Here is a 13,681-nt window from a genome sequence, read left to right as displayed (position 1 = left end):
GGAGAGGCGGCCTGGGTAAGGCCGCCGAATCTTCAGCGAGTTGCAGCCAGTTCCTGTTGGACGCTGGCGACAGTGCGAGGCCAAGGTTTACCAGCCTGGACCTTCGCTGGCAAGGCCTTGATGGCGGAAACGGCTGCATCACGGTTGGCAAAGCTGCCGTAAGTGATGACATACAGCGGCTTGCCGTTGAGGACTTTCTTGAAATAACGATACTCGCCGCCCTGCTCCTTGATGAAGTTCTGCGCGGAGGCCTCGGAGCTGGTGCCGAGAATCTGTACGACGTAGTTGCCCGGTGCCTGACCGGCGTACCAGTTGCCGCCCGCGGCCTTGGCCGGTGCAGCAGGCTTGGACGCCGGGGAAGGCGTCGGCTTGGCAGCCGGAGCCGGAGCAGGCTTGGCCGTCGCCACCTGGGCCGGGGCCGGGGTCGGCTTGGCGGCCGGGGCTGGTGTAGGTGCCGGACCAGCAGGTACGCCCACAGGCGGTGCCGTGGTGGTCACAGTCGGCGGCGTGTCGCTGTCGTCGATCGGCGGCGCCGCGCCATCATCGCCTTCGGTGATTCCGCCGGCAGCTTCGGCCAGTGGCTCGCGCATGACCGGTTGCGACTGGCCGACCAGCGGCAACGGCATCGGCTGGGTGCTGCCGGCAAATTCCACCGCCGGTGCGCCGCCATTGGATTTCGGCGCCCCCTGGCCGAGGGGCAGTTGTGCCTGTTCGTTGGCAGGCGCGCCTGTCGTCGGCGCCTTGTTGCGACCCGGCATCAGCCAGGCAGCGACGACCGCGACCACGACGACGGCGGAAATCGCCAATACGTGTTTCTTCGGCATGTTGAACCCCATAGTTGGACGCTTAACCGCTGAGCGGCTGGCAATCATGACTTCGATCAAGGCATCACGGGCGACCTGGTTGATGTTCCCAGGCCAACCGCCGGAGCCTTCGTGAATCTCAGAGATCTGATCGGCGGTAAAAAGTTCGACGCCCCGGCCCGCGCCTTCAAGACGCTGATCCAGATATTCACGCGTTTCTTCTTCGGTGTAGGGTGCCAGCTCGATGATATGAAAACGCTCTTCGTCGAGTTCCAACTGGTCCAGATCAGCGATCAACGACGACTCACCAAACAGGAATACATGGGGGCGTCCCTCTGGCGCACCGGCCGCCAGCGCCAGCAACGCTTCCAGGGCGGACTCGTCGAGCTGCTCGGCATCATCCACCAGCAGATAGACTTCCTGCCCGGTCAACGCCAATTGGACGATCTGGTCGAGAATCGCGCCCACTTCAGCCTGGGCCAGGTTCAGCGCCTGGGCGACCTGGCGCAACACACCGGCGGCATCACCGGCGCCACGGGCCGAAACCACCACGCTTTGCACCGACTGCTTGTTGGTGCTGGCCACCAGGGCCTGGCGCAGCAAGGTCTTGCCACTGCCCTGGGGGCCGGTGACTACCAGCAGCAATTGGCTGTAGCGCGCCAGGTGATGCAACTGCCCCAGCACCGGTTTGCGCTGGGCCGGGAAGAACTTGAAGCCGGGGACCCGTGGAGCAAAGGGGTCATGACTCAACTGGAAATGGCCGAGGAAAGCCTCGTCGGCATGCAAACTAGTCATCGGAATCTTATTAACCTTTAAGCTGAGCCAGGGCGTGGTAATCCGCGCCCAGCGTGGCCTGTAGAACCTCTTTCGGATAATCGTCGGTCACCACCGCTTCGCCCATGTGGCGCAGCAGCACCAGACGCAGACGACCATCGATCACTTTCTTGTCGATTGCCATGTGTTCGAGAAAATCGGCCTCGGTCATTTCCTCGGGAGGCACCACCTGTAGCCCGGCGCGCTGGAAGAGACGAATGCCGCGATCACGCTCCTGCTCACTGATCCAGCCCAGGCGCGCGGACATCTCCAGAGCCATGACCGTACCGGCTGCCACCGCCTCGCCATGCAGCCAGACACCATACCCCATGTGGGTCTCGATGGCGTGTCCGAAGGTGTGGCCCAGGTTGAGCGTGGCCCGCACACCTGACTCACGCTCATCGGCGCCGACCACTGCGGCCTTGGCCGCGCAGGAGCGCTCGATGGCGTAGGTCAGGGCAGCCTGGTCCAGCGCCCGCAGGCGATCGACGTTCTCTTCAAGCCAGCCCAGGAACGGCTCGTCGCAGATCAGCCCGTACTTGATAACTTCCGCCAGCCCTGCGGACAGCTCACGAGCCGGCAAGGTGTTGAGGGTAGCGGTATCGATCAGCACCACGTTGGGCTGATAGAAAGCGCCGACCATGTTCTTTCCCAGCGGATGGTTGATTCCAGTCTTGCCGCCTACTGACGAGTCGACCTGGGACAGCAACGTGGTCGGGATCTGGATGAAATCGACGCCGCGCTGGTAGCAGGCCGCGGCAAAACCGGCCATGTCGCCAATCACCCCACCGCCCAGTGCCACCACCGTGGTGCGACGGTCATGCCGCGCGGTCAGCAGGCCGTCGAAGATCAGCTGCAGGGTTTCCCAGGTCTTGAACGCCTCGCCATCGGGCAACACCACGGAAATGACCGAAAAGGCTGACAGACTGCGGGTCAGGCGTTCCAGATACAAAGGGGCGACGGTTTCGTTGGAGATGATCGCCACTTGCCGCCCGGCGATATGCGGTACCAACAGCTGCGGCTGGTCCAGCAAGCCTTCGCCAATGTGAATCGGGTAGCTGCGCTCGCCCAGGTCGACCTTTAGTGTCTGCATGTGTCCCCACGGTAAAGATGGAATCAGGCGTCCTGCCTGCATTTAACGGAAAGTCCACGGTGTCTGTTGTGACGCCACTCGACAGCCATCTGCCATGCCCCGACGGATCACGGCGAGACGCCGAGGATAGCGCATTTCCCGCGGTGCATTAACGGGGAGGCAGTTGCTGCAAACGTTCGAGAATGTCCAGCACCACCATCCGCGGAGGCCGTTCGTCGGTTTCCACGACCAGATCAGCGATCTCCCGGTACAGCGGATCACGCAGCTCCAGCAAGTCCCGCAGGGTCTTGGCCGGATCGGCGGTACGCAACAGCGGACGGTTGCGGTCCCGTGCGGTACGGCCGACCTGCTGTTCGACGGAAGCGTGTAGATAGACCACCCGTCCGCCGGCATGCAGCGCCCGACGATTGGCTTCGCGCATCACCGCACCGCCACCGGTGGCCAGCACCACACCGTCGAATGCGCACAGTTCGGCAATCATCGCCTGCTCGCGATCACGGAAGCCTGGCTCGCCTTCCTTGTCGAAGATCCACGGGATATTGGCGCCCGTGCGCAATTCAATTTCCTTGTCGGAATCTTTGAACGGCAGGCGCAGCTCTTTGGCCAGCAAACGGCCGATGGTGCTTTTTCCAGCGCCCATCGGCCCAACAAGAATCAAATTTCGCACAGAATCAACGACTCACAGCAATCGCCTGGTTATTCATGATACGCGGAGTGAGGAATACCAGCAGCTCGGATTTTTTCTCCGAAACCAGATCACGCCGGAAAAGGCGGCCAAGATACGGCACATCGCCAAGAAATGGCACCTTATCTACAACCTTGCTCTGAGTATTTGAGAAAACCCCGCCAATCACAATGGTCTCGCCGTCATTGACCAGCACCTTCGCGTTGACTTCGTTCTTCTTGATCGGTGGTACTTCCTGCACCTTGTTCAGGTAGTCCGGTTCATCCTTGGTGACCTTGACCTCCATGATGATGCGGTTGTCCGGCGTGATCTGCGGGGTTACCTCCAGCGACAGCGAGGCTTCCTTGAACGACACCGAGGTCGCGCCACTGGAACTGGCTTCCTGGTAGGGAATTTCCGTGCCCTTGAGGATTTTCGCGGTCTCCTTGTCCGAAGTCACCACCTTGGGCTGGGAGACGATTTCCCCGTTGCCGGTTTTCTCCATGGCCGTCAGCTCCAGATCCAGCAGTACGTTGTCAGTGATGAACGCAATGCCGATACCCGAGGTATTGCCTGCCGCGCCCATGTCGACGAACGGCTGGTTGGTGCTGGTGCTGCCCGGCGTGCCGATAGTGGTGGAGCTGCCGTTGGTCACACCCGAAGAGTTCCAGTTGCCCTGGTTCTGCACCGAGCCGCCCCAACGCACCCCCAGGCTTTTGTCGTAATCGACGTTGGCCTCGACAATCCGGGCCTCGATCATCACCTGGCGCACCGGAATATCCAGCTGGGCCACGATCCGACGCAACTCGTCGAGCCGATCCTGGGTCTGGTAGGCAATGATGTTATTGGTTCGCTCATCCACCGTGATCGTGCCACGTTCATCGGCTTTCGCTTCGGCGCTGGTCACCGATTGGAACAGCTTGGCGATGTCCGCCGCCTTCGCATAGTTGACCTGCAACAGCTCTCGCCGCAGCGGCGCCAGGTCGGCAATCTGTTTCTGGGACTCCAACTCCTGGCGCTCGCGAGCCGCAATCTCATCGGCAGGGGCTACCAGCAACACGTTGCCGACCTTGCGCTTGTCCAGCCCCTTGGTCTTCAGGACCAGATCCAACGCCTGGTCCCAGGGAACATTCTGCAATCGCAAGGTGATCCCCCCTTGCACCGTGTCGCTTGCCACCAGGTTCAGGTTGGTGAAATCGGCAATCAGTTGCAGGACCGAGCGCACTTCGATGTCCTGGAAGTTCAGGGACAGCTTTTCACCGCTGTAGGCGGCACGGTCGGTGTCGCGCTTGCGCAAGTCCTCGACTGTCATCGGACGGACACTGACGGTCAGTTTGTTGTCGGTCTGGTAGGTGGAGTAATCGAAGGTACCGCCAGGCTCGATGCTGATAGTGGCCCGGTCGGAGCCGGCACTGGCATTGACGAACTGCACCGGGGTGGCGAAGTCCTTGACGTCCAGGCGTACCCGCAGTGGTTCAGGCAATTGGGTCCTGGCGAAGTTGAGGATGATCTTGCCTTCCCGCTCCTGGATGTCCGGCGCGATGGAAGGGTCCGACAGGTCGATCACTACATTGCCTTCGCCCTGGGTCCCGCGCTGGAAATCCACGCCACGAATGGCCCGGCCCGCCGGCGCCTTGCTTCTGGCAGGCATCACGCCGGCAGCCGCCGGACGCGGGACTTGCGCGGCAGTCCCGGGCTCCGCGCCCTTGCCGACTACCACGAACAGATTATTACCCTCGATCCGAGTGTTATACGGCACCAACTGAGTGAGACCGATGATCAGCCGGGTGCGCTCCCCCGCCTCGACCACCGTGGCGCTGCGCGCATTGCCGCTGCCAAGGTCCTGGGTCTTGCGCGGCAGCTGGTTGGTCACCCCAGGCAGGTCCAGGGCAATGCGCGCCGGTTGTTCGGTGGTGTAGCCATGGGGGGCGGGTGGTGGCCCGTCGAAAGTCAGCTTCAACTCGACACGATCCCCTGGCAAAGCCGCGACATCCAGCGTCTTCAGGCTTGCCCCAAGAACCATCGGTGACATCAGCGCTATCCATAGCGAAACACCGAGGGCAGTAAAAATCCTGTTCATTGTTCGAGTTCCACTATGAGTGCTCTTTCAAAGGAATGGTCCGGGGTCGCTCCAGCCAGCCACCTTCGCCGTCGGGAACAATTTCGACCACATCGACCTGGGTGGCACTGATGGCGACGATTCGCCCGTCGTTGCGCCCCAGGTAGTCACCGACCTTGAGTCGATGCACCCCGCCCGCACCGCGCAGCAGCGCATAGGAGCCACTGGCATTGGCGATCGTGCCGACCATTTCAAACTGTTCGATGTTGAAGCCTTCGAGATACTGCTTGACCCGGTTCGGATCGGGCCGGACATTGCGCGAACCTTTTTGCCGCTCGGCCTGGTCCACCCGGACCTGCCGTGAAAACGGGCTGCGCAGGTCAGCCGCGCTGTAGGTGAAGGTTTCGTTTGGCTTGAAGGTTGGTGTCGGCTCGATCTTGCCGGGCGGACGCAACCGCACTTCATTCATGTAGGCGTCCAGATCAGCGAAGCCACTGTCGTTGTTACAACCGGCCAGCACCGCCAGCCCCGCCAGCAGGCCAATGCAGCGGAGAGGCTTCATGGCTGCGCCTCCTGCTCATTGTAGCGGTAGGTCTTGGCCTGAATACTCATGCGCAGCTTCGATCCCCCTTCGGGGTCCGCGGGAGCGATTTCAAAATCGTGCAGCGTGACAATGCGAGGCAGCCCGGCGACACCGCTGACGAATGTCGCCAGGTCATGGTAGCCACCCGTCACGGTGATCTGGATCGGCAGTTCGATGTAGAACGGCTGAGTCACTTCAGGCAGCAGCTTGATCTCTTCGAACTCCAGGCCGCTGCCCAGGCCGGTGCGGGTAATGTCTTCCAGCAGGCCAGGCACTTCAGTGTCGCTGGGCAATTGCCGCAACAGCACGCCAAAGGAAGTTTCCATCTGCTTCATCTGCTCGGTGTAGCGTTCCAGGTTCGCGGCCATGTGTGCCTTGCCCGCGAATTGCGCCTTGAGGGTATTTTCTTCCTCGCGCACCTGCTGCAACTGATTCTCAAGGTCGCTCACGGCAAAGTTGTAGCCCAACCCCAGGACCAGGACCACCAGCAGGATACAGGCCAACCATTTGACCGGCATCGGCCAGGAGCCGACGTTGTTGGTGTCCAGGTCGCTGAAGTCGATCTTGCGTAGCGCGTCGAACCACTCTCCCGGCTTCATTGGGCGTCCTCCGCGTCGACCGGCCGGGTCTGGCGGACCGTCAGCTGGAACACGTTCGCCTGGTCGACTTGCCCAGCCGTCGCGGCCTTGACTTCCGTCAGGCTGGGCGCATCGAACAGATCCGACGCGTCCAGGTTGCGCATCAGGTCCGAGACCCGGTTGTTGGACTCCGCTACACCCTTGATGGAGAGCGTTCTGTCTTCCATTTTCACTTCGGTGAAATACACCCCGTCCGGCAACGTTCGCACCAATTGGTCGAAGATGCGTCCGCTGACCGGGCGATTTCCCTGCAGGTCCTGAATGATGCGCATGCGCTCCAGCAGTTGTTGGCGACGGGACTTCAGCTCACTGATTTGCTTGATGCGCTCGTCGAGCACCGCTATCTGCTCGGAAATGTGCCCGTTACGCGCCTGTTGGTGATTGATGGCACTGTTCAGGGACTGAACCCCGATCAAGGTAACCCCCACCGCACCGACCAGCGCCCCCACCAATGCCAGCAGAAAACGCTTGCGGCGTTCTTCGCGCAGCTCTTCGCGCCAGGGAAGAAGGTTGATCCGCGCCATCAGTCGAAACTCCTGAGGGCCAGCCCGCAGGCGATCATCAACGCCGGCGCATCGCTGGCCAGGGCACCGGCGTTGACCTTGCTGCCCAGGGCCATGTTGGAGAACGGGTTGGCCACCTGGGTCGGCGTGCCCAGGCGTTGCTCGATCAGCCGGTCAAGCCCGGCGACTGACGCCGTACCACCGGCCAGCAGGATATGGTCCACCGCGCTGTACTGGCCCGAAGCGAAGAAAAACTGCAGGGACCGCGAAACCTGCTGCACCAATGCCTCGCGAAAGGGCTGCAGCACCTCGCTGAGATAATCGTCCGGCAAGCCTCCCTGCTTCTTTGCCAGGCCGGCCTGTTCGAGGGTCAGGCCGTAGCGCCGCTGGATTTCCTCGGTGAGCTGGCGGCCGCCGAACAATTGCTCGCGGGTATAGATGATGCGTCCGTTGTGCAGCACGCTCAGGGTGGTCATGGTGGCGCCGATATCGATCACCGCAACGGTCAAACGCTCCTGGGACGCGGCCAGTTGCGTGGCAAGCAGGCCGAAGGCGCGCTCCAACGCGTAGGCTTCCACGTCGACTACCCGGGCCGTCAGCCCCGCCAGCGCCAGCGCAGCCTCGCGAACCTCGACGTTTTCCTTGCGACAGGCCGCCAGCAGCACCTCCACCCGCTCGCTGTTGCGCGGCGACGCCCCCAGAACCTCGAAATCGATGGCGACTTCATCCAGTGGATAAGGAATGTACTGGTCCGCCTCGATCTTGAGCTGGTTCTCCATCTCGTCGTCGGAAAGCCCGGCATCCATCTCGATGGTCTTGGTGATCACCGCCGAACCCGCCACGGCCACCGCCACGCTGCGCGAGGACGTCCTGGCCTTGACCATAACCCGGGATAACGCCTGCCCGACCCCCTCGAGCTCGGCGATGTTCTTCTCGATCACGGCGTTGGCCGGCAACGGTTCGACCGCGTAGGACTCGACACGGTAACGGTCACCCTGGCGGCTCAACTCGAGCAGCTTCACCGATGTGGAGCTGATGTCGATACCCAGAAGCGTATGGGCTTTTTTATTGAAGAGTCGTAGCACTACCAATTCCCTATGACTATCCGTGAGTTACGGACTCTCTAATACGCATTGCGTTCAATCCCCCCAGCCCGACGGACGTCCGAATGGCGTTTTCGACGGAAAAAAATGCTTATAATGCGCAGCGTTTTTTTCGCTTTGCTGCAAGCACGGGTTCTTCCCTGCACCTGACGCCTTTTCATTCTTTGCCTGGATATCCAAAAGCCTTGATTCGTCTGCTGAAATTTTTCGGATGGTCCATCATCGCCGTTTTCTGCGGACTGCTCTTGGGTCTGAGTGGCGCGTTTCTTTACCTTAGTCCGGGATTGCCATCCGTGGAGGCACTGAGAAGTATTCAGTTGCAGATTCCTTTGCGGGTGTACAGCAGCGACAACAAGCTGATCGCCGAGTTTGGCGAAATGCGCCGCACGCCGATCCGTTTCGCCGACATTCCTCCCAATTTCATCAATGCGTTACTCAGTGCCGAAGATGACAACTTCGCCAACCACTATGGCGTCGATCCGGGCAGCCTGATGCGTGCCGCCAGCCAGCTGGTCAAGAGCGGGCACATCCAGTCCGGCGGCAGCACCATTACCATGCAGGTAGCCAAGAACTTCTTCCTGAGCAGCGAACGCAGCTTCTCGCGCAAGACCACCGAAATCCTCCTGGCCTTGCAGATCGAACGGCAGTTGACCAAGGATGAGATCCTCGAGCTGTACGTGAACAAGATCTACCTGGGCAACCGCGCCTATGGCATCGAGGCGGCCGCACAGGTGTACTACGGCAAGTCGATCCGTGACGTGAGCCTGGCACAGATGGCAATGATCGCCGGCCTGCCCAAGGCGCCGTCGCGCTTCAACCCGCTGGCCAACCCGGCGCGCAGCAAGGAACGTCGCGACTGGATCCTGGGGCGCATGTACAAGCTCGGCAAGATCAGCGAGGCCGACTACACCGCCGCGATCAACGAGCCATTGAACGCCAGCTATCACGTGCCAACGCCGGAAGTGAACGCTCCTTACATTGCCGAGATGGCGCGGGCCGAGATGGTTGGACGCTACGGCAGCGATGCCTACACCGAAGGGTTCCGCGTCACCACCACGGTGCCGAGCAACCTGCAGGAAATGGCCAACACCGCGCTGCACGAAGGCCTGATGACCTACGATCAGCGCCACGGCTACCGCGGCCCCGAATCGCGCCTGCCGGGCAAGACCAAGGAGGCCTGGGCGCTGGAGCTGACCAAGCAGCGCACCATCAGTGGCTTGGAACCGGCGATTGTCACGCAGGTGGACAAGGACGGTATCAAGGTCCTGACGCGCAACGGCGAGCTGGAAGAACATGTGGCATGGGACACCATGAAGTGGGCCCGTCCGTTTCTCAATACCAACAGCATGGGGGCCGTTCCCCGCCAGCCGTCGGACGTGGCCCAGGTCGGCGATCTGATCCGGGTTCAGCGCCAGCCCGACAATGCCCTCAAGTTCAGCCAGATCCCGGCCGTCCAGGGTGCACTGGTGTCCCTCGATCCGCAGAACGGCGCAATCCGCTCCCTGGTGGGCGGCTTCGCCTTCGAACAGAGCAACTACAACCGCGCATTGCAGGCCAAGCGCCAGCCGGGCTCGAGCTTCAAGCCGTTCGTCTACAGTGCCGCACTGGATAACGGCTATACCCCCGCCAGCCTGGTGAACGACGCACCGATCGTGTTCGTCGACGAGTACCTGGACAAGGTCTGGCGACCGAAGAACGACACCAACACCTTCCTCGGTCCGATCCGTCTGCGCGAGGCGCTGTACAAGTCGCGCAACCTGGTGTCGATCCGCCTGTTGCAGGCGCTGGGAGTGGATCGCACCATCGATTACATCACCCGGTTCGGTTTCAACAAACAGGATCTGCCACGCAACCTGTCACTGGCCCTGGGCACCGCGACCCTGACCCCGATGGAAATCGCCACGGGTTGGAGCACATTCGCCAATGGCGGGTACAAGATCAGCCCTTACATCATCGACACGATCGAAAGCCGCAACGGCGAGACACTGTTCAAGGCCAACCCGCCACGGGTACCGGGCGGTGAGCAGGCCAGCGATGGCATCGCCGCACCGTCCGCCGAAACGTTCACGGTGAACCCGACTCCGGGCGAAGCCACCTCCGCCACTCCAGCGACCCAGGCGCCCGCTGTCGCCGAACGCATCGTTGACGGACGCACCACCTACATTCTCAACAGCATGCTGGAAGACGTGATCAAGCTCGGCACCGGCCGTCGCGCACTGGCCCTGGGCCGTACCGATCTGGCGGGCAAGACCGGTACCACCAACGAATCCAAGGACGCCTGGTTCTCCGGCTACAACGGCGACTACGTGACCACCGTCTGGACCGGCTTCGACCAACCCGAAAGCCTGGGTCGCCGCGAGTTCGGCGGCACCGTGGCGCTGCCTATCTGGATGAGCTACATGGGCGCCGCCCTCAAGGACAAACCGCCTCACACCCAGCCAGAACCGGAAGGCATCCTCAGCCTGAGGGTCGACCCGGTCAGCGGCCGCGCGGCCACACCAAGCACTCCGGGCGCCTACTTCGAACTGTTCAAGAGCGAGGACACCCCGCCGTCGGTCAACGAGCTGGGCAATGGCGTTGCGCCAGGCAGCCCGCTGCCGGCGGATGAAGCGGCACCGATCGATCTGTTCTGATATTGCATCGCGAGCAGGCTCGCTCCCACAGGGGTATGTATTCCAAATGTGGGAGCGAGCCTGCTCGCGATGGCGCCCTCAAGGTGTGATCGTTCCCACGCTCCTGCGTGGGAACGCCTCTACGGACGCTCCGCGTTCGGCTCTTGATGGAACGCGGAGCGTCCCAGGCTACATTCCCACGCAGAGCGTGGGAACGATCAATAAAAAAACCCGGCTCACAGGAGCCGGGGTTTTTTATTGAGACGTTACAACGGCTTAGCCGTTGAACACATCATCCACGCTCTTGAGCGGGTAGTTTTTCGGGTACGGCAGGGTTGCCACGCCAGTCTCGATCGCAGCCTTGGCCACGGCGTCGGAGATGAGGGTGATCAAGCGGGCGTCCATTGGCTTCGGAATGATGTACTCACGGCCGAATTCCAGTTTGATGCCGCCGTACGCGTCGCAGACTTCCTGAGGCACCGGCAGCTTGGCCAGTTCGCGCAAGGCATTGGCGGCCGCGACTTTCATCTCTTCGTTGATGCGCTTGGCGCGAACGTCCAGGGCACCGCGGAAGATGAATGGGAAGCCCAGTACGTTGTTGACCTGGTTCGGATAGTCCGAACGGCCGGTCGCCATGATCACGTCGTTGCGAGTGGCGTGAGCCAGTTCCGGGGCAATTTCCGGGTCCGGGTTCGAGCAGGCGAACACGATCGGGTTCGGCGCCATGCGCAGCAGGTTTTCCGGGCTCAACAGGTTCGGACCCGACAGGCCGACGAATACGTCGGCGCCGTCCAATGCGTCCGCCAGGGTGCGCTTGTCAGTTGCGTGGGCAAAGACGGCCTTGTACTGGTTCAGATCACTGCGACCGGAATGGATCACGCCGGTACGGTCAACCATGAAGATGTTTTCGATCTTGGCGCCCATGCTCACCAGCAACTTCATGCAGGAGATGGCCGCAGCGCCGGCGCCCAGGCAAACGATCTTGGCTTCAGGCAAGGTCTTGCCAGCGATTTCCAGGGCGTTGATCATGCCGGCCGCAGTCACGATAGCGGTACCGTGCTGGTCATCGTGGAATACCGGAATGTCGCACTGTTCGATCAGGGCGCGTTCGATCTCAAAGCACTCAGGCGCCTTGATGTCTTCCAGGTTGATGCCGCCGAAGGTGATGGAGATGCGCTTGACGGTGTCGATGAAGGCTTGCGGACTTTCGGAGTCGACTTCGATATCGAACACGTCGATACCGGCGAAACGCTTGAACAGCACACCCTTGCCTTCCATGACCGGCTTGGAGGCCAATGGACCCAGGTCACCCAGGCCGAGAATCGCGGTGCCATCAGAAATGACTGCAACCAGGTTGCCCTTGCCGGTGTATCTGTAGGCCAGTTCAGGGTCGCGAGCGATTTCGCGAACTGGTTCGGCCACGCCGGGGCTGTAGGCCAGCGACAGATCGCGGGCAGTAGCGGTGGCCTTGGTGAGCTCGACACTCAGCTTCCCTGGACGAGGATTAGCGTGATATTCGAGAGCGGCAGTTTTCAGATCAGACATGTGGGCATTCCGCTTTTTACTGTGTTGGACAGACGGACCGCCGAGGATACGCGCCTCGCAAAGTCCCTACAAGACTGACCGGTCACCGCTGTCAAGCGCCCTGCCCTACGACTTTGGGCCAAGAGCCGCGAAACACAAGGGCTCAATGAATACAATCAACAATAAAAATGTCTACAATTTTTCATCCAGGCATCCGACTCAGCATCGCCGGATCGGTCAACGGCAGCAGCCATCGCCCTTGCCCCGGCTCAGCGCTCCTGCGTCGCGACCGGTCCACCACCCAGCCACGAGCCTCGACCTGCCTGCCGACAAGACGCTCTAGCGAAGCCAAGTCGAAGCGGTCCAGCAGATTGGGCGCAATGCGCAATACAACCGAATCCTCCAATTGCAGCCAAACGCCGCCGCGATTGCGCCTGACTGCATTGACACGCCCACTCAGTACAGCAAAACCTGATGCCTTGATCTGCCCGGTCTTGAGCACGGGTGAACGCCCCCATAGTCCGAGACGCGCCTCACGCGCTTGACGTTCGGCCGCCCGATGGCAGTCCGCCAAGGCGACATTCGGTGCCACAGCCACCTGGAAACCCAGGCCTTCGGCAAGCATTTGCGCCTCGAGATTGCGGCCACCGACACCGTAGGCATGAGCGAGCGACCGGCCGTAGCGATCCTTGCTGTCCCTGCCGGGAACCAGCGCTACACGCCCGTCATTGGCACCCACCAAGGCTTCCAGGCGACGTCGGGCCGCAACGGCAAAGGGCTCGTCGGAACGACCCTGCCGGCCCAGCTCAGGTGTATTGAGCCCAATCAAGCGCACGCTGCGGCCATCTGCCAGGCGCAGAGTATCGCCATCCACCACCCGCCGGACTACCACCTCGGTTGCGCCCGTGGGCGCAGGACAGAAGGCCTGGGCGCTGGCCAGCCAAATCGCGGACACAAAAAAGGCGCCCACAAGGGACGCCTTTTTCATCACTTCGCAGCCGTCGAAACGACCCGCCAAAATGATCAGTCTCAGGCCTTTTTGGCGCCGAAAGCACCGAAACGGTCGGCGAACTTCTGAACGCGACCACCGGTATCCAGAGTCTTTTGCTTACCGGTGTAGAACGGGTGGCATTCGTTGCAAACGTCGATCGCCAGGGCTTTGCCGTAGGTCGAACGGGTTTCGAACTTGTTGCCGCAGCTGCAGGTTACAGCAATGGCTGGGTATTCCGGATGGATATCGGCTTTCATGGTGTTTTCCTCAGGCTAGCGTGCCGCCACCCAACACT

At 61.4% G+C, this 13,681-nt stretch carries 12 protein-coding genes; 1 reads left to right on the top strand and 11 read right to left on the bottom strand.

Annotated features, from left to right (window positions below):
- Nucleotides 1–32 precede the first annotated feature (32 nt).
- From QZH45_RS02980 to QZH45_RS02945, 8 genes are all read right to left on the bottom strand, one after another.
- On the bottom strand, nucleotides 33–1,598 hold the full coding sequence (locus QZH45_RS02980; protein WP_024779902.1) for an AAA family ATPase: 1,566 nt from the start codon (nucleotides 1,596–1,598) through the stop codon (nucleotides 33–35).
- Nucleotides 1,599–1,608: 10 nt separating this feature from the next.
- Complete coding sequence (gene aroB / locus QZH45_RS02975; RefSeq protein ID WP_055134866.1) at nucleotides 1,609–2,709, bottom strand: 3-dehydroquinate synthase; 1,101 nt, start codon at nucleotides 2,707–2,709, stop codon at nucleotides 1,609–1,611.
- A 148-nt stretch (nucleotides 2,710–2,857) separates the two neighbouring features.
- Nucleotides 2,858–3,376, bottom strand: a complete 519-nt coding sequence (gene aroK, locus QZH45_RS02970) for a shikimate kinase AroK (protein WP_024779904.1) — start codon at nucleotides 3,374–3,376, stop codon at nucleotides 2,858–2,860.
- A 4-nt stretch (nucleotides 3,377–3,380) separates the two neighbouring features.
- Complete coding sequence (pilQ, locus tag QZH45_RS02965; protein WP_055134867.1) at nucleotides 3,381–5,453, bottom strand: type IV pilus secretin PilQ; 2,073 nt, start codon at nucleotides 5,451–5,453, stop codon at nucleotides 3,381–3,383.
- 13 nt (nucleotides 5,454–5,466) lie between these two features.
- A complete protein-coding gene (locus QZH45_RS02960) occupies nucleotides 5,467–5,994 on the bottom strand; it encodes a pilus assembly protein PilP (protein WP_024779906.1) in 528 nt (175 codons plus the stop codon).
- The gene (pilO, locus tag QZH45_RS02955) at nucleotides 5,991–6,614 is read right to left on the bottom strand and encodes a type 4a pilus biogenesis protein PilO (RefSeq protein ID WP_055134868.1); all 624 of its coding nucleotides are present in this window, start codon (nucleotides 6,612–6,614) and stop codon (nucleotides 5,991–5,993) included. Before pilO ends, QZH45_RS02960 begins: the two co-directional genes overlap by 4 nt.
- Nucleotides 6,611–7,177: a PilN domain-containing protein gene (locus tag QZH45_RS02950; RefSeq protein WP_024779908.1), complete on the bottom strand. Its 567-nt coding sequence runs from the start codon at nucleotides 7,175–7,177 to the stop codon at nucleotides 6,611–6,613. Before QZH45_RS02950 ends, pilO begins: the two co-directional genes overlap by 4 nt.
- Nucleotides 7,177–8,241 (bottom strand): pilus assembly protein PilM, encoded by a 1,065-nt coding sequence (locus QZH45_RS02945; protein ID WP_024779909.1) that lies wholly within the window; start codon nucleotides 8,239–8,241, stop codon nucleotides 7,177–7,179. The genes QZH45_RS02950 and QZH45_RS02945 overlap by 1 nt, the downstream gene beginning before the upstream one ends.
- Before the next feature lie 206 nt (nucleotides 8,242–8,447).
- Here QZH45_RS02945 and QZH45_RS02940 point away from each other — a divergent pair, with 206 nt between their 5' ends.
- Nucleotides 8,448–10,892, top strand: a complete 2,445-nt coding sequence (locus QZH45_RS02940; RefSeq protein WP_392396949.1) for a penicillin-binding protein 1A — start codon at nucleotides 8,448–8,450, stop codon at nucleotides 10,890–10,892.
- 255 nt (nucleotides 10,893–11,147) lie between these two features.
- Here the strand turns inward: QZH45_RS02940 and QZH45_RS02935 are convergent, their stop codons facing one another.
- The 3 genes from QZH45_RS02935 to rpmE all read right to left on the bottom strand — a co-directional run bounded on the left by QZH45_RS02935 (nucleotide 11,148) and on the right by rpmE (nucleotide 13,643).
- On the bottom strand, nucleotides 11,148–12,416 hold the full coding sequence (locus QZH45_RS02935; protein WP_024779911.1) for a malic enzyme-like NAD(P)-binding protein: 1,269 nt from the start codon (nucleotides 12,414–12,416) through the stop codon (nucleotides 11,148–11,150).
- A gap of 181 nt (nucleotides 12,417–12,597) precedes the next feature.
- Entirely contained in the window at nucleotides 12,598–13,383 is a 786-nt protein-coding gene (locus QZH45_RS02930) for a thermonuclease family protein (RefSeq protein ID WP_055136209.1), read from the bottom strand.
- A 41-nt stretch (nucleotides 13,384–13,424) separates the two neighbouring features.
- Nucleotides 13,425–13,643 carry a 50S ribosomal protein L31 gene (gene rpmE, locus QZH45_RS02925; protein WP_024779913.1) on the bottom strand — a complete coding sequence of 73 codons (219 nt, stop codon included), beginning with the start codon at nucleotides 13,641–13,643 and terminating at the stop codon, nucleotides 13,425–13,427.
- Between the last annotated feature and the right edge of the window lie 38 nt (nucleotides 13,644–13,681).

It is taken from the genome of Pseudomonas corrugata (genome assembly GCF_050920615.1).
Classification (GTDB): Bacteria; Pseudomonadota; Gammaproteobacteria; order Pseudomonadales; family Pseudomonadaceae; genus Aquipseudomonas; species Aquipseudomonas corrugata.
Note: the sequence above shows the minus strand (reverse complement) of the source record. Positions and strands in the feature narration are given on the sequence as shown.